Origin of the sequence: Hyalangium gracile, from assembly GCF_020103725.1 — a bacterium.
GTDB classification, from domain to species: domain Bacteria; phylum Myxococcota; class Myxococcia; order Myxococcales; family Myxococcaceae; genus Hyalangium; species Hyalangium gracile.
Genome location: NZ_JAHXBG010000003.1, coordinates 439,695 through 455,621, shown reverse-complemented (window position 1 = coordinate 455,621; position 15,927 = coordinate 439,695). Strand labels below are relative to the sequence as shown.

At 69.2% G+C, this 15,927-nt stretch carries 13 protein-coding genes; 10 read left to right on the top strand and 3 right to left on the bottom strand.

Annotated elements, in window-relative coordinates; translation table 11 throughout:
- The first annotated feature begins 148 nt into the window (after positions 1-148).
- Together KY572_RS08535 and KY572_RS08530 are read left to right on the top strand one after the other, a co-directional pair.
- Entirely contained in the window at positions 149-1,159 is a 1,011-nt protein-coding gene (locus tag KY572_RS08535; protein WP_224242026.1) for an AraC family transcriptional regulator, read from the top strand.
- 20 nt (positions 1,160-1,179) lie between these two features.
- Positions 1,180-1,653: an FBP domain-containing protein gene (locus KY572_RS08530; RefSeq protein ID WP_224242025.1), complete on the top strand. Its 474-nt coding sequence runs from the start codon at positions 1,180-1,182 to the stop codon at positions 1,651-1,653.
- An 89-nt stretch (positions 1,654-1,742) separates the two neighbouring features.
- Here KY572_RS08530 and hflX read toward each other — a convergent pair whose 3' ends face one another.
- On the bottom strand, positions 1,743-3,395 hold the full coding sequence (hflX, locus tag KY572_RS08525) for a GTPase HflX (protein ID WP_224242024.1): 1,653 nt from the start codon (positions 3,393-3,395) through the stop codon (positions 1,743-1,745).
- Between the two features lie 150 nt (positions 3,396-3,545).
- On the opposite strand from hflX, the gene proB reads away from it, so the two are divergent.
- Positions 3,546-4,682, top strand: coding sequence for a glutamate 5-kinase (proB, locus tag KY572_RS08520; protein WP_407659910.1), 1,137 nt, complete (start codon positions 3,546-3,548; stop codon positions 4,680-4,682).
- A gap of 97 nt (positions 4,683-4,779) precedes the next feature.
- Here the strand turns inward: proB and KY572_RS08515 are convergent, their stop codons facing one another.
- Positions 4,780-5,247 carry a hypothetical protein gene (locus KY572_RS08515; RefSeq protein ID WP_224242023.1) on the bottom strand — a complete coding sequence of 156 codons (468 nt, stop codon included), beginning with the start codon at positions 5,245-5,247 and terminating at the stop codon, positions 4,780-4,782.
- A 307-nt stretch (positions 5,248-5,554) separates the two neighbouring features.
- On the opposite strand from KY572_RS08515, the gene KY572_RS08510 reads away from it, so the two are divergent.
- The 5 genes from KY572_RS08510 to acnA all read left to right on the top strand — a co-directional run bounded on the left by KY572_RS08510 (position 5,555) and on the right by acnA (position 13,395).
- Positions 5,555-6,574, top strand: coding sequence for a helix-turn-helix transcriptional regulator (locus KY572_RS08510; RefSeq protein WP_224242022.1), 1,020 nt, complete (start codon positions 5,555-5,557; stop codon positions 6,572-6,574).
- A complete protein-coding gene (locus KY572_RS08505; protein ID WP_224242021.1) occupies positions 6,571-7,494 on the top strand; it encodes a helix-turn-helix transcriptional regulator in 924 nt (307 codons plus the stop codon). The genes KY572_RS08510 and KY572_RS08505 overlap by 4 nt, the downstream gene beginning before the upstream one ends.
- Before the next feature lie 7 nt (positions 7,495-7,501).
- Positions 7,502-9,094: an FHA domain-containing protein gene (locus KY572_RS08500; RefSeq protein ID WP_224242020.1), complete on the top strand. Its 1,593-nt coding sequence runs from the start codon at positions 7,502-7,504 to the stop codon at positions 9,092-9,094.
- Between the two features lie 136 nt (positions 9,095-9,230).
- Entirely contained in the window at positions 9,231-10,502 is a 1,272-nt protein-coding gene (locus tag KY572_RS08495; protein ID WP_224242019.1) for a phospholipase D-like domain-containing protein, read from the top strand.
- Between the two features lie 160 nt (positions 10,503-10,662).
- Positions 10,663-13,395: an aconitate hydratase AcnA gene (gene acnA / locus KY572_RS08490; protein ID WP_224242018.1), complete on the top strand. Its 2,733-nt coding sequence runs from the start codon at positions 10,663-10,665 to the stop codon at positions 13,393-13,395.
- Between the two features lie 73 nt (positions 13,396-13,468).
- Here acnA and KY572_RS08485 read toward each other — a convergent pair whose 3' ends face one another.
- A complete protein-coding gene (locus KY572_RS08485; RefSeq protein ID WP_224242017.1) occupies positions 13,469-14,551 on the bottom strand; it encodes a HEAT repeat domain-containing protein in 1,083 nt (360 codons plus the stop codon).
- Positions 14,552-14,605: 54 nt separating this feature from the next.
- Here KY572_RS08485 and KY572_RS08480 point away from each other — a divergent pair, with 54 nt between their 5' ends.
- On the top strand, positions 14,606-14,827 hold the full coding sequence (locus KY572_RS08480; protein WP_224242016.1) for a hypothetical protein: 222 nt from the start codon (positions 14,606-14,608) through the stop codon (positions 14,825-14,827).
- A 224-nt stretch (positions 14,828-15,051) separates the two neighbouring features.
- On the top strand, positions 15,052-15,918 hold the full coding sequence (locus KY572_RS08475; RefSeq protein WP_224242015.1) for a 3-oxoacyl-ACP synthase: 867 nt from the start codon (positions 15,052-15,054) through the stop codon (positions 15,916-15,918).
- Positions 15,919-15,927: the final 9 nt, after the last annotated feature.

Sequence of the window (15,927 nt, the reverse complement as noted above, 5' to 3'; positions counted from 1 at the left end):
GGCGGTGTGCCCCGGAACTGCGCCAAAACTACGGATCCGAGGGTGCGAGTCGGTAGACCATTCCTGGCGCGCTCTAGCCTATTCCTGCAAGACACGGCGAAAGCACGAGCCCCTCCCAGCGGAGGGAATAGTCTGATACTCCAAGACGATGACCTCCTGGGCTCCACTGTCGAGCGGTCCGAGCAGCGAAGGCGCGAGCAGGAAGGACCCCACGCGCCTGGCCGAGCTGGCCTCATGGATCGATCGCTTCACCCCACGCGACGGCTTCCACGCGACGGCCATCGAGCGCGTGTCGCTGATCCGCGCCTCTCGTTCCGGAGAGCCGCTGCGAGTCCTCTATCGCCCCGCGCTCTGCATGATCGCGCAAGGAAGCAAGCAGGTGATGCTGGGCGAGGAGGTCTACCCCTACGACGCCTCGAACTATCTGGTGGTCTCGGTGGATCTGCCCGTCACGGGCCAGGTGACGCGAGCGACGCCCAAGGCGCCATACCTGTGCTTCCAGCTGGACCTGGACCCGGTCGAGCTCGCCGAGCTGATCCTGAAGGCGGGCCACCCCCCGCCGAAGGAGCGCAATCCGTCCCGAGGCCTGTTCCTCGGGGAGACGACGCCGGCGCTGTTGGACGCGGTGCTCCGGCTGGTGCGCCTGCTGGAGACGCCCGAGGACATCCCCACGCTGGCGCCGCTGGCCATGCGGGAGATCCTCTACCGCATCCTCAAGGGGGAGCACGGCTGGAAGCTGGGGCAGATCGCCACGGAGAACAGCCAGGCGGAGCGCATCGCCCGGGCCATCGACTGGCTCAAGGTCCACTTCGCGGAGCCGCTGCGCATCGAGGATGTCGCACGCGAGGTGCACATGAGCCCCTCCTCGCTGCATCACCACTTCAAGGCCGTCACGGCCATGAGCCCGCTGCAGTACCAGAAGCAGCTGCGGCTCCAGGAGGCTCGCCGCCTGCTGCTCAGCGCGGACGTGGACGTGGCGACGGCGGGGTTCCGCGTGGGATACGAGAGCCCCTCTCAGTTTGGCCGTGAGTACCGCCGTCTGTTCGGGGCGCCACCGGGGCAGGACCTGCGCCGGCTGCGCGAGAGGGAAGAAGACCTGCTGCCACCGGTTAGGGAGCCGCTGCGAGCGGTGAGAGACAGCCGTCAGCGGCGTGCGTAGGCTGCGTCCGGGGAATTCCCATGTTCCAGATCGCCTCAGAGAAGGACTTCCTGAACACTTTCCGCTCCCGGGACCGAAAAGTCGTCGAGCCCCCCAAGGGCACCCGGTTTCCCCTCTTCGTTCGTGACTACCTCGCGTGGGTGGACCCCTACGGGGTGCGCGTCTTCCTGGTGTTCCAGGCACCAGGGCAGCAGCGGCCCATCGGCATCGCCTTCCGGCGCGATCAGCAAGGCGACAAGACCCTGACGTCCCGACTCTGTGAGTGGTGCCATGCCTACGGCTCGGCGGACCAGATCGGACTGCTGACCACGGACCTGGACTCGAAGCGCCGGGTGGGCGTGAACCTGTGCCTGGACCTGCGCTGCGGCGAGCGGCTGGAGTCGACGGCGAACCGGGAAGGGCGGAGCGTCCTGGACGACATCAAGGCGCTGCTCGGGAAGATGGAGCGCTTCGCGAGCGAGGGCCTGGGGCTCGACACCGGCCTGAAGCAGTAGGGATGGCAGTGCAGCCCACCTCGGGTCCGCCGGAGCGGGTGCCTCGAGGTGGGCCTGTTACGAGCGGACCGCCAGGAAGGCCCGAGCGGCTACAGCGCGCCCAGGGCCTCGGAGGCGCCCTCGGCGAACAGCGTGGTGTCCGCCTTGGCGAGCAGGGCCGCGAGCCCCTCGCGCTTCTCGGCGCTGATGGCCACGCCACCCTTCGAGCGCAGCAGGGCCTCCACGTCCTCGGCCGACAGCAGGTCCGCCTTGTTCCACACCATGAGGCGCGGCTTCTCCATCAGCCCCAGCGAGCCGAGGATGCCCTCCACCGCCTCCACCTGCTCGTCGCGCGCGGGGTCGGCCGCGTCCACCACGTGGAGCAGCAGGCTCGCGTCGTACAGCTCCTCGAGCGTGGCGCGGAAGGCGGCCACCAGGTCCTTGGGCAAATCCCGGATGAAGCCCACCGTGTCGGTGATGATGACCTCGCGCTCCTGAGGAAAGCGCAGGCGGCGGCTGGTGGGGTCCAGCGTGGCGAACAGCTTGTTCTCGGCCAGTACCTCGGCGTTGGTGATGGCGTTGAGCAGCGTGGACTTGCCCGCGTTGGTGTAGCCCACGATGGAGATGACGGGCAGCTCGCGCCGGTTGCGCTGGGCCCGTCGCACGCTGCGCTCGCGCGAGATGGCGTCGATGCGCTTCTCCAGGTGCGTAATCCGCTCACGCACCCGGCGGCGATCGATCTCGAGCTTCGTCTCACCAGGGCCTCGGCCGCCGATGCCACCGGCGAGCCGGCTGAGCGAGTCATCGCTCTGCACCAGCCGCGGCAGCCGGTACTTCAGCTGGGCCAGCTCCACCTGCAGCTTGCCCTCTGCGCTCTGGGCGCGCTGGGCGAAGATGTCCAGGATGAGCTGGGTGCGGTCCAGCACCTTCAGGCTGGTGGCCTCGGCGATGTGCCGGCCCTGCGAGGGCGTCAGGTCCTTGTCGAAGATGATCAGGTCCACCATGGACTGCATGGAGCGCAGGTTCAGGTCCTCGAGCTTGCCGCGGCCGATGAGGTAGCGGGGGTCGGCCTCGCGCCGCATCTGCAGCACGCTGTCGATCACCTCCACGCCGGCGGTGCGCGCCAGCTCCTTGAGCTCGGCCAGGCTGCCCTCGGCGCGGGCGCGGTTGCCGTCCAGGCACACCGCCACCAGGATGGCCTTCTCCCGCCCACCCACCGCGCGCGCGGCGGCCTTGCGGTTGAACTCCTGCTCCAGCGCCTCCAGCGTGGCCATCAGGTCCGGCTGGTCCTGGTGGACGCTGGGCAGCGTCGCGACGCGCCAGAACTCGTTGGCGCCGTTCTCCGGCACCAGGTGCGCGTAGTGCAGCACCCCCGGCAGGCCCTCGTGGCCCACGCCCACGGCGGCCACCATGTCCAGGCGCAGCAGCGCGAGGTCCGTGAGGTCGTCCTTGGTCAGCGGCTCGCTCTTGAGGTGCGTGTGCACCAGGCGCAGGCCACGCAGACGAATCTGCCCGGCGCGGGCGCGGCCGATGTCGGGCAGCTCCAGCTTGTGGGCGTTGCCGACGACGACGTACTCGATGTCGCCCTTGCGGTTGATGAGCACGCCGATCTGGCGGTTGAGCTCGCTGGACAGCTCGGTGAGGTGGCGGGCGAGCTCCGCCGAGACGATCTCGTAGGGGGCCACGCGGCGGCGGTAGGTGTTGCGCAGGCGCTGCTGCTCGCTCTGCTTGAGGCCCAGGGTGTTGCCGTAGATTTCCTTCAAATCTTCCTTCTCCCGCGCGGAAAGGCCCGCGTCCGTACCTGTCCTTCACTTTAAGGGCTTGCCAGCCGGGATTCACGGCTCCAGGCCCGAAAAGGGGGACTGGTGGGAACACACGGACATGACGCGGTCTTCCAGCCTAGTCTGGGGCCCGTGAGCACTTCTGGACGAGAGGCCATCCGCGCCGCCCGGCGCGTGGTGGTGAAGATTGGGACCAATGCCCTGACGAACGCCACGGGGCGCTTCAACCGCGAGCACTTCGACGCGCTGAGCGAGGATCTGCTCTGGGCCGCCGAGGGACGCGAGCTGGTGGTGGTGTCCAGCGGCGCCATCGCCCTGGGGGTGGAGCGGCTGGGGCTGCCGGCGCGGCCCAAGGATATTCCCGGCAAGCAGGCCTGCGCGGCGGTAGGCCAGAGCCGCCTGATGCGAGCGTACGAGGAGGCCTTCGGCCGGGCGGATCGGCGCGTGGCGCAGGTGCTCCTGACCCACGAGGACGTGCAGGACCGGCGGCGCTACCTCAACGTGAAGCACGCCCTGGAGCGGCTCATCGAGGTGGGCGTGGTGCCCGTCATCAACGAGAACGACACCGTGTCCGTGGACGAGCTGAAGTTCGGCGACAACGACACGCTGGCGAGCCTCGTCTCGGGCGTCATCGAGGCGGAGGTGCTCGTGGTGCTGTCGGACGTGGAGGGCCTCTACACGGCCGACCCGCGCAAGGATCCGCAGGCGAAGCTGATGCACCAGGTGGACGTGGTGACGCCAGAGCTGCTGGCCCTGGCCGGGGGCAGCGGCAGCACCGTGGGCACCGGAGGCATGTCCACCAAGGTCCGCGCCGCCGCCCGCGTGGCCGAGCGGGGCATCCGCTGCGTCATCACCTCGGGCGCCGTGCCGGGCCGGCTGCGCTCGGTGCTCCAGGGCGAGCCGGTGGGCACGCTCTTCGAGGCCGGGGAGAACCGCCGCAGCGCGCGCATGGCCTGGATCGCCCACGCCCTGCGCTCCAAGGGCCGCCTGGTGGTGGACGCCGGGGCTCGCGAGGCCATCGTCAACGGCAAGCGCAGCCTGCTGCCCTCGGGCGTGAAGCAGGTGGAGGGAGACTTCGGCCGGGGAGATCCGGTGGACCTCGCGGACGAGCAGGGCCAGGTCTTCGCCCGGGGGCTCAGCGCCTACGAGGGCAGCGAGCTGCGCCGCATCGCCGGCCGCAAGAGCACCGACATCGAGTCCATCCTCGGCTATCGGTACATCGACGAGGCCGTGCACCGGGACGACCTGGCAGTGGTCCAGGTGCCCTGAGTGACGGATTGTCAGGGAGGGCAGGGGAGCGGACAGTCGCCTGCCTGAATCCCAGCAGTGGGATCAGCCATTCCGGAACTGGGACGGAAGCGGGACGTCAGATGGGCCGGGAGCCGGTCTGCCCCTCGCTGTCGGCGGCCAGGTCCATCAGCGCCCGGAACTCGGGCGAGTCCACTCGCATCAGCATGAGGGACACTTCCAGCTCTCCGGGCACCTTGCCCAGCTGCAGCTTGCGCTGCTGGCCATGGAGCAGCGCCAGCTCCGAGTGGCCCCGGAGCTCCGGCAGCGTCAGCTCCAGCGAGAGGTGGAAGGTGTTCCCCTCGACGATGGGGGTGAGGATCAGCTGGTAGTCCGGCTGGCTGGCGCCCGGCTTGCGGCGCTCGGCCCGCAGGGTGCGGCCCGTCTCACCCAACAGCTTGGGCTGGGCGACCAGGCGTCCCTCGCGACGCACCTCCAGCGCGAAGTAGAGCGGCTCGGCCTGAGCCGTTGCCGGTACCAGGGAAGTGGTGAGGCCCACCAACGCCAGCCCGACAATCACGCTTCTGAGAAGGGAAGTGCGGTTCACGGTGAGTCCTCTAAGCAACCTTCGCGCCATGCCGGCCCGGTCCTATCCCCATCACCCAACCCAGTCAGGCGTCTCCGGTTGCTGTGTAAGGAATAACCCAGACGGAGCCAGAGAGCGAGTCCCCCCCGCCCCGTTGGCTGCCTGCTGAATGTAGTCGGGTTGACTACGTCGATCTACCTGCTTGCGCGTTCAGTGAGGTGTGGATATCCGATCCAGACACACCTCGTCGCGCCCGTCCACTCGCCCGATGCCCATGCCCGCCTTGACCCCACGTACCCGGATTCGCCATCGTCGCCGCCCTCCTGACATGGACCGTACGGAACGCCTCCTGGATCTAGTCGCCCTGCTGCTCGACGCTCGAGAGCCCATCTCGTGGGCGGAGCTGCGTGAGCACTTCCCCGCCGATTACGGAGGCATCTCGGACGATGCCGCCGAGCGCAAGTTCGAGCGCGACAAGGCGGAGCTGCTCGAGCTGGGCCTGCCGCTCACCTATATCCAGGGAGACGACGACCGGAAGGACGGGTACATCGTCGACCGGAGCGCGTACTACCTGCCGGAGGCGAACCTCACGAAGGAGGAGCTGGCGGTGCTGTACGCCGCGGGCAGCGCCGCGCTGGCCTCGGGGGCCTTCCCGGGGCGGGATGACCTGGCGCACGCGCTGCGGAAGATCGGCTTCTTCGCCGGTGACGCGCTGCCCTCGCCGCGCGTGCGCATGGAGGTGGGCGCCGCGCAGAGCGATCCGGAGCTGTCGGCCCGGCTGGAGCAGCTCTGGGAGGCGTGCGCCGCGCACAAGTACGTGCAGATCGCCTACGCCTCGCCCAAGCGCTCGGAGGTGACGGAGCGCCGGGTGGACCCATACGGGCTGGCGCTGCGCCGGGGCGTGTGGACGCTCGTGGGCTACTGCCACCTGCGGCAGGGGCTGCGCACCTTCCACGTGCAGCGCATCCGCGAGCTGAAGGTGAACACGGCCAAGCCGCGCACGCCCGACTTCGAGGTGCCGGCGGACTTCTCGCTCGACTCGCACGTGGCCAACTACCCGTGGCAGCACCGCTTCCATGAGCCCATGGAGGTGACGCTGCTGCTGCGCGGCGAGCTGGCCCAGCGCGCCGCCAGCCTGTTCCCCGGCGCCGCGGTGGAGTCCACCGCGGAGGGCTCGCGGGCGAGGCTGAGCGTCACGTCGCTGGACGGCCTGCTGCGCTTCAGCATGGCGCTGGGGCCGGAGTGCCGGGTGGAGTCTCCCGAGGCCGCCGTCTCCAAGGTGCGCGAGATGACCGCGCGCATCCTCGAGCGGCACGCCGCCGCCGAAGAGAAGAAGGTGACCGCATGAGCACCGTCCACGAGCGGCTGCGCCGCCTGCTGTTCCTCGTGCCCTACGTGTCCAAGCACCCGGGCGTCACGGTGGATGACCTGGCCAAGGCCCTCAACGTCAAGCGCGAGGACCTGATGGAGGAGCTGGACCTGCTCACCTGCGTGGGCCGTCCGCCCTTCAACCCGGACGACTACGTGGACATCTACGTGGACAACGACCGTGTCTACGTGGACCTGGACCAGCGCCTGTCCCGCCCGCCGCGCCTGACGGCCGGTGAGGCCGCGGCCCTGGCCGCCGCCGCGGAGCTGCTGCGCCCGGCCGCCGGTGACGCGCTGCAGAACGCCGTGCAGAAGCTGGAGCGCATCCTCCCCTCGGGCGCGCGCGAGCGCTACCGGGAGATGTACCGGAAGATCGACGCCACCTCGGAGGCTCCGCAGTCGCTGGGGCCGCTCACGCGCGCCATCCTCGAGCGGCGCGAGGTGACGTTCGACTACGCCAGCCCGGGCCGCACCTCCGAGCCGCGCCGGGTGCGCCCCTACGAGCTGCTCAACCACCGCGGGCAGTGGTACCTCCAGGGCTTCTGCCACACCCGGCAGGACTCGCGGCTGTTCCGGCTGGACCGCATGGAGAGCCTGGCGCTCACGGACATCTCCTTCCAGCCCCCGGCGGATGCGCGGGCCGCGGTGCCCAACCCGGCGCGCACCGACGCGGGCGTGCGGGTGCGCTTCTCCAAGCTGGTGGCCCCCTACGTCACCGAGCGCTTCGGCTCGGACGCTCGGCCGCTCCCGGACGGAGGCGTCGAGGTGCGGGTGGCTGGAGATAGCGAGCGCTGGCTGACACAATGGATCCTTTCCTTCGGAGGAGAGGCCGAGGTAGTGGAGCCGGCCTCTGCGCGCGCGGCCGTTGCCCGCGCCGCCCAAGCCTCGCTAGGATTCTAGGAATTCCATGGGCTTCCAGCTGAAGATCGCCGAGGGCAAGGACGCGGGCAAGGAGTTCGAGTTCGATCAGGACTCGGTCCTGATCGGGCGAACTCCCGAGTGCGACGTCGTGCTCTACGACGCTGGTGTGTCGCGCAAGCACTGCCGCATCTTCGAGGAGGGCAATCGCTTCCTCATCGAGGACATGGGCAGCTCCAACGGCACCAAGGTGAATGGCTCGCCCATCACCAAGAAGCGGGCGCTGGAGGACGGGGATCAGCTGACGCTGGGGCCGGTGGTGTTCGTCTTCGGGGAGCTGGCGGCGGAGCCCGAGCCGGAGCCCAACACGGACGCGGCCATCCAGGCCCCGCCGCCGGAGGGCGAGGGCAGCACGCGCATCGTCTCGGCGGACAAGGTGAAGCCGCGCGCGAAGAACAAGGGCGAGGCGCTCAAGCCGGAGGGTGACGACGCCGATCCGGAGAACCTGGCCAGCTTGCAGCGCTCGGCCACGCGCGCGCTGCCCGCCATGCGTCCGCGCACCTCCAGCGGAGCCCGCTCGGGTGCGTCCTCCGCGGCCATCGAGCGCGCCGCGCCGGCCTCGCCCGCGCCCAGGCGTGCGCCCGCCTCCAGCGCTGGCAACGCGGTGGAGCGCTCGGCGCCGGCTCGCGCGGGTGGCCTGTCCGCCGCCGAGCGCGCCCGCATCAAGCGCGAGTCGCCGGGCGGCATCGCGCAGATCAAGCTCTTCTGGCTCGAGGCCAGCACGAACGTGCGCCGCGGCGTCATCGGCGGCGCGCTGGTGCTGGCGGCGCTGATCATCGGCGGGGCGTACTGGTCGGTGATGACGGGGCCCACCATCATCGGTCCGGGGGACGAGCCGGATGCGCTCTCCAACCAGCCCATCTCGGACTCGTTCGGCCTGGGCGTGGGTGTCACCTGGCAGCGGGCGGACCTGAAGACGTTCACCTGGGAGTACGCGGCCGCCACGCGCGCGGTGGTCATCATCCACTACCAGGCGCAGGGCATCTCCCAGGGCGAGGTGGTAGTGACGGTGAACGGCGTGGACGTGGGCCCGGTGCCTCCGGACACGCTGGCCAGCCGCGATCGCTCGCTGGAGCTGATGGTTCCTCCCAACCTGCTGAAGAAGGGGGAGACCAACCGCATCACCTTCGACAACACGAAGAACCCGCCGGGCGAGGACGAGTGGCGCATCTGGAACGTGTGGGTGGAGAAGGCGCTGCTGCCGGATCTGCCGCCGAACCAGCTGGAGGTGGAGGCGCGCAACGCCTACGAGCGCGGCAAGCAGAACTTCCAGCGCGCGGACGTGGGCGCGCGCAACCGCTACGAGGCGTGGAAGTCCTTCCGCGAGGCGTGGCTGCTGCTGGAGGCCCACCCGGAGCCCAAGCCGGACCTCTACTTCGAGGCCCGCGACCGCATGAAGGACGCGCAGCAGGAGCTGGACAAGACGTGCGCCAAGCTGCTGCTGGAGACCGAGGGCTACTACAACCAGAAGAACTTCGCGGCGGCCAAGCACACGCTGGAGTACATCCGCGAGTACTTCCCCGAGTATGATCAGCCCTGCGCCACGCACGCGGAGAACAAGCGCGCGGAGTACGGGCTGTAGGCCTTCCGTCGAGCAGTGGACGAGGCAACGCCGCGTGTAGGAACGGCGGGGCCGTGGGTGGGTTGCCGCTTCGCCCGACCGTTCGCACCCTACCCTTGCCATGTACGAGCAGGGGGTGGGGAGCGAGGAGACGGGGTTGGCGCGGCTCGAGGAGCGACCGGCGCGCACGGAGTCCCGCAACGAGGGCGCGCTCGCGCGACGGCACTCGGGGCCCGTCCCGGAGCACGGGGTCGTCTGGAGCCCGAGCGTCCCCAACCGGCTGCTGGCTCGCTACTACCTGCCGCGCAGCCACTCCGTGCTCCAGGGGAACTCCTGCCAGCTGCTGAGGGACGGCGTGGAGGCGTACCCGGCGATGCTGGAGGCCATCCGCAACGCGCGTCGCTATGTCCGGCTCGAGACGTACATGTTCATCAGCGACGCGGTGGGCGAGCTGTTTGGCCAGGTGCTGGCCGAGGCCGCCGAGCGCGGCGTGCACGTGAAGGTGCTCTATGACGCGGTGGGCTCGTGGACGAGCCGTCGCGGCTTCTTCGAGTCGCTGCGCCAGCGGGGGGTGGACATCCGCCCCTTCAAGCCCTTCAGCCTGAGCCGCGGGCTGCGCTACCTGCTGCGAAGGGACCACCGGAAGATCCTCGTGGTGGACGGCGAGGTGGCGTTCGTGGGCGGGGTGAACATCTCCGCGCACTGGGCGCCGGTGGGCGAGGGCAAGGGCGCGGGCTGGCGCGACGACGTGCTGCGGATTGAAGGCCCGGCGGTGCACGAATTGGAGCGCCGCTTCCTGGCCACCTGGCGCATGGCCTTCCAGGGAGGGCTCGGGCGGCTGCGCAACCGGCTGCAGCAGGTGCGGCGGCTCAGGCGGCCGGGGCCTCGGCGGGGAGAGGTGTGCCTGTCGGTGCTCTCCAGCCGGCGCAGCATCCACCGGGCGTACCTGCACTCCATCGCGCGGGCGCGGCGCAGCGTGCTGATCGCCGCGGCGTACTTCGTGCCGGACCGGCGCATGGTGGCGGTGCTGCGCGAGGCGGCGCAGCGCGGGGTGGAGGTGAGCCTGCTGCTCAACGGCCGCAGCGATCACCCCTTCCTGGAGCACTGCACGCGAGCCTTCTACGAGAAGCTGCTGGGCGCGGGCGTCCGCATCTTCGAGTGGCAGCGCGGGGTGCTGCACGCGAAGACGGCGGTGGTGGACGGGGTGTGGGGGACGATCGGCTCCTTCAACCTCGAGCGGCTGAGCCTGCTGTTCAACCACGAGGTGAACGCCGTCTTCGCGGATCCCCGGCTGGGCAAGGCGCTGGAGGACTCGTTCCGCAACGACTGCGGGAGCTGCCGCGAGGTGAGCCTGGAGGAGTTCCGCCGGCGGCCCTTCTGGCAGAAGGCACTGGAACGGGTACTGTACTTCTTCCGGAAGATCCTCTGAAGCGGAAGAAGTGTTCGAAAAAGCTCAGGAACGTCAAGGGCTTATGCGCCGAATGAGGGCAAGCGTCGGCCCTTTGATTTGAGCGCACGAACTCTTTGCAAGCCGCCCGACGCGGGCCTAGAAGACCCGCGAATCCGTACGGGAAGGACGGCGAACGCACATGACGGACAGTTTCGGCACGAAGAGCCAGCTGAAGGTGGGCTCGGCGACGTACGACTTCTACAGCCTGAGCAAGCTGGCCAAGGCGAACGCGGCGGTGAACAAGCTGCCGGTGTCGCTGAAGGTGCTGCTGGAGAACCTGCTGCGTCACGAGGACGGGCGGGTGGTGAAGAAGGAGCACATCGACAAGATGCTGGCGTGGGACCCGAAGGCCACGCCGGACACGGAGATCTCCTTCCACCCGGCGCGCGTGCTGCTGCAGGACTTCACGGGAGTGCCGGCGGTGGTGGACCTGGCGGCCATGCGCGAGGCGCTGGCGGCGATGGGTGGAGACCCAGCGAAGATCAACCCGCGCAATCCGGCGGACCTGGTGATCGACCACTCGGTGCAGGTGGACACGTTCGCGACGACGGCGGCGTTCAAGGAGAACGCGGAGCTGGAGTTCGAGCGCAACCGTGAGCGCTACGCGTTCCTGCGCTGGGGGCAGGGGGCGTTCAAGGGCTTCGGGGTGGTGCCGCCGGACGTGGGCATCTGCCACCAGGTGAACCTGGAGTACCTGGCGCAGGTGACGTTCCGGAACGGGAACGTGGCGTTCCCGGACACGCTGGTGGGCACCGACAGCCACACGACGATGATCAACGGCATCGGCGTGGTGGGCTGGGGCGTGGGCGGCATCGAGGCGGAGGCGGCGCTCTTGGGCCAGCCCATCACGATGCTGATTCCGCAGGTGGTGGGCTTCAAGCTGACGGGCCAGCTGCCGGCGGGCGCGACGGCGACGGACCTGGTGCTCACCGTGACGCAGATGCTCCGCAAGAAGGGCGTGGTGGGCAAGTTCGTCGAGTTCTACGGCGGCGGCCTGAAGAGCCTGTCGCTGCCGGACCGCGCGACCATCGCCAACATGGCGCCGGAGTACGGCGCGACGATCGGCTTCTTCCCGGTGGATGAGGAGAGCCTGGCCTACCTGCGCTTCACGGGGCGCCCGGACGACGTGGTGGCGCTGACGGAGGCGTACTGCAAGGAGCAGGGGTTGTTCCGCGTGGACGGGGCGCCGGAGCCGGTGTTCAGCGACACGCTGGAGCTGGACCTGTCCACGGTGGTGCCGAGCCTGGCGGGCCCGAAGCGTCCGCAGGACCGGGTGCCGCTCAAGGAGATGAAGGGCGCGTACGACAAGTCGCTGGTGGAGATGCTGGCGGCGGGCAAGAGCAAGGGCGAGGACGACGAGGGCGGCGGGAAGGCGAAGGCGCCCGCGGCGCCGGTGCCGCCCGAGCGGCTGCAGCAGACGTCCACGGTGACGGCGGGCAACCAGAGCTACAAGATGGGGCACGGCGCGGTGGTGATCGCGGCCATCACCTCGTGCACGAACACGTCGAACCCGGCGGTGCTGATCGGCGCGGGCATCCTGGCGAAGAAGGCGGTGGAGCACGGGCTGACGGCGAAGCCGTGGGTGAAGACGAGCCTGGCGCCGGGCAGCCGCGTGGTGACGGAGTACCTGAAGGAGGCGGGGCTGCTGCCGTACCTGGAGGGCGTGGGCTTCCACGTGGTGGGCTACGGGTGCACGACGTGCATCGGTAACTCGGGCCCGCTGCCGGATCCGGTGGCGAACGCGGTGACGGAGGGCGACCTGGTGGTGGCGGCGGTGCTGTCGGGCAACCGCAACTTCGAGGGCCGCATCAACCCGCACGTGCGGATGAACTACCTGGCCTCGCCGCCGCTGGTGGTGGCGTACGCGCTTGCCGGCGACGTGAACCGCAACCTGGACACCGATCCGGTGGGGCATGACCGCAACGGCAAGCCGGTGTACCTGAAGGACATCTGGCCGACGAACGAGGAGATCAAGGAGACGATCCGCACGGCGGTGAAGCCGGAGCAGTTCCGCCGGCAGTACTCGCACGCGATGGAGGGGGACGCGCTCTGGCAGCAGCTGCAGGTGAGCAAGGGCAACACCTTCCAGTGGGATGCGAAGAGCACGTACGTGCGCAAGCCGCCGTTCTTCGAGAACCTGCCGAAGGAGCCGGGGGCGCTGAAGGACATCAACGGGGCGCACGTGCTGGCGCTGCTGGGCGACTCGGTGACGACGGACCACATCTCCCCGGCGGGCAACATCGCGAAGAACAGCCCGGCGGCGAAGTACCTGATGGCGGAGGGAGTGGAGCCGAAGGACTTCAACTCGTACGGCGCGCGGCGCGGCAACCACGAGGTGATGGTGCGTGGCACGTTCGCGAACATCCGCCTGAAGAACCTGCTGGTGCCTGGGGTGGAGGGTGGAGTGACGGTGCACATCCCCACGCGCGAGCGGATGACCATCTACGACGCCTCCATGAAGTACCAGCAGGAGGGGACGCCGCTGGTGGTGCTGGCGGGAGCGGAGTACGGCACGGGCTCGAGCCGCGACTGGGCGGCGAAGGGCACGCAGCTGCTGGGGGTGAAGGCGGTGATCGCGAAGAGCTTCGAGCGCATCCACCGTTCGAACCTGGTGGGCATGGGCGTGCTGCCGCTGCAGTTCGAGGCGGGGCAGGACGCGCAGTCGCTGGGGCTGACGGGGCACGAGAAGTTCACCATCACGGGCATCGCGGACGGGCTGGCGCCGCAGAAGGTGCTGACGGTGAAGGCCCAGGGCGAGGGCGGGACGAAGGAGTTCAAGGCGGTGTGCCGCATCGACACGCCGAACGAGCTCGACTACTACCGCCACGGAGGCATCCTGCAGTTCGTGCTGCGCCAGCTGGCCAAGGCGTAGCAGCGGGAGCTGGGTGAAGTCACGAGCGGCCCGGTGCGCCTCAGGGTGTACCGGGCCGACTCATTTCTGCGGGCTACCGTCGGAAGGGGCGTGAGCCGCGGTGGTCGGACCACCAGTCCTGCCACCGGTCGATGGCGGCGCGCTGGCGGCGGATGGGCCAATCGGGCTCGAAGCCGATGGCCTGGCCGGAGTGGATGCGCAGCTCCTGAGCGGCGCGCTCGCGAGTGTCGAAGGGGCTGGAGGGATCGGCGAGCTCCTCGACGCAGATGCCCAGGGAGAGGGGCTTGCCGCGCCGGAAGCGCCGGGAGCCGGAGAAGCGGGGAACGTGCCCATCCCACCACTGAGACCAGGTGGTGGCATCCGTGACGGGGAGGCGGACCATGCGGCCGGGCTCGTCGCCATCGGCACCTTCCTCCATGGCCCGGACGCTCACATGGAGGTTCGCGCCAGTGATGAGGTTGAGCGCGGCGCCGGAGGCGAGCCGGACCTCGAGCGCATCCGAGGAGAGGTGCTCGATGAGGAAGGGGACGGAGGAGGGAACGCCCATGATGCCCACCGCGGCGATGGCGCGAGAGGCCAGCTTCGGGTGGGAGCAGAGCTTCTCGAGCAGCGGAAGGTCCCTCTCCTCGCCGGCCATGGCCAGGAGGCGGGGAAAACCTTGGGGAATCTCCCCCCCTGACTGACAGGCCTGGCGGCAGTGCCGCAGGGCGCGAGGAGAACCCAGGCAGAGCGCGGCGAAGGTCAGCGGCTCCCACTCCGAGACAGGAACGTACTGAAGCAGGTTCTCGATGGCCGTGACGGCGGGGCGGTAGTCGAGCCGAGCCAGGGCCATGACGGCGGCACTGCGAGCCTCGGGCGAGGCGTCATCCAACAGCGGGAGGATGCGTTCGGCGTTGCCCTCATGGCGGCGCCCGAGGATGCGAGCGGCCACAGCGCGCACCTCGGGACGAGCGGAGGCCAGCAGCGGATTCGTCCGCTCGGCGACGCGGGGATGCTCCAAGAGGACGAGCACCTCCTCCCAGACGCTCAGCAGATCCTCGGCCGTCTCCTCCAGGGTGCGGATCGCTTCGCCCAGTCCGTCCGTTCCATCCTTCTCCTGGAACGAGGCGACGACGTAGGCCCCCGCCATGACCTGCGCTTCATCGCCTCCAGCCATGGCCTCACGAGCCAGCTCCAGGGCTGTCCCACCTCCCAGGCATAGCGCATCGACATGGGCCTCGATGCGTCGTTCCAGATCAGCGAGGTCGGGCCATGGGATCTCGGGGTTCCACACGTACCGCCTGCGTTGGCCGAGGAGGAACTCGACCTCCGAGAGGTGCTCCTCCTGGAAATCGCGGAGGAACTCCACCAAGCCAGGATGCTGACGAAGGGACGGGAGATCTCTCATGTCACTTTCACACGCTCAGCTCACCTCATTCTATACTCAGTCTGACGAATGACGGCGCAGCCGGTAAGGTGTGCTCTCTTGCTCGAGCGGGGCAATGCATGGGAGGGGAACTCTTCCTGGGGTTGGGCCTCTGCACGCCCGTTGGAATCTCGGCGCAGACGTCGCTCGCCTCCATGCGAGCGGGGGTGGTGCGATTCTCCGAAACGGAGGTGTTGGACGGTACGGGCGAGCCGGTTCGTGCTTCGAGGCTCCAACTCCTCGAGCCTTCGTTGTCGCGTACGGACCGGATGATCGCTTTGGGACGCGAGGCGCTCTTGGAGGTGACGGGGTTCTTCTCGGAAGAGGGCATGAAGCCGGTTCCGCTGTATCTCGGGCTGCCGGAGGCGGGAGTGGGCGCGGCAGTGAAACGAGATGAACTGATCAAGGCATTGTTGGCAGTGGCGCGGGGACGGCTCGAACTCGCGGGAATGTACGAAGGCGGGCGGGCTGGATTCTTCGAGGCCCTTGTCGCGGCGCAGACGGATCTGCGAACGGGTCGATCAGGGCCCGTGGCTCTGGTAGGAGCAGTCGACTCGCTGTGTGACGGGATGTCGCTGAGGGCGCTCGCCGCGAAGCAGCTCCACCTCGGGGCGCTGAATCCGGATGGGCGCATCCCAGGTGAGGCCGCCGGGTTTGTGCTCGTCGCGCGGCCGGCAGCCGCCAGAACGTCGAGCCGTGAGGCATTGGGTGTGCTCCTGGCCACGGCGCTCGGGGAGGAATCGCGGCCTTTCGCGCGGGCTGTTCCAAGCATGGCGGAGGGGCTGACGCAGGTGTTTCGACAGTTACGCGGGGCACCCGCGATGGGCTCGCAGCGGGTGGATTCCGTGCTGGCATGCCAGCCTGGAGAGTCGTTCTGGTCAACGGAGTTCTCTCGAGCGTACTTGCGCAACGCCGCGCTGATGCCGGAGCCACTGCGATTCCAGGTGGCAGGAGAAGGACTCGGCGACTGCGGAGGTGGGGCAGGCCCCGTCATGCTGGGGGCCGCGCTGTTCCCGAGCGCTCGTCAGCAGCGCGAGGCATCGCGGGCTTTGCTATATGGGAGCGCTGATGGAGGACGCATTGGCGCGTGTGTAGTAGGGACTTCGCCTGTCAGCTGAGGGGGGCGT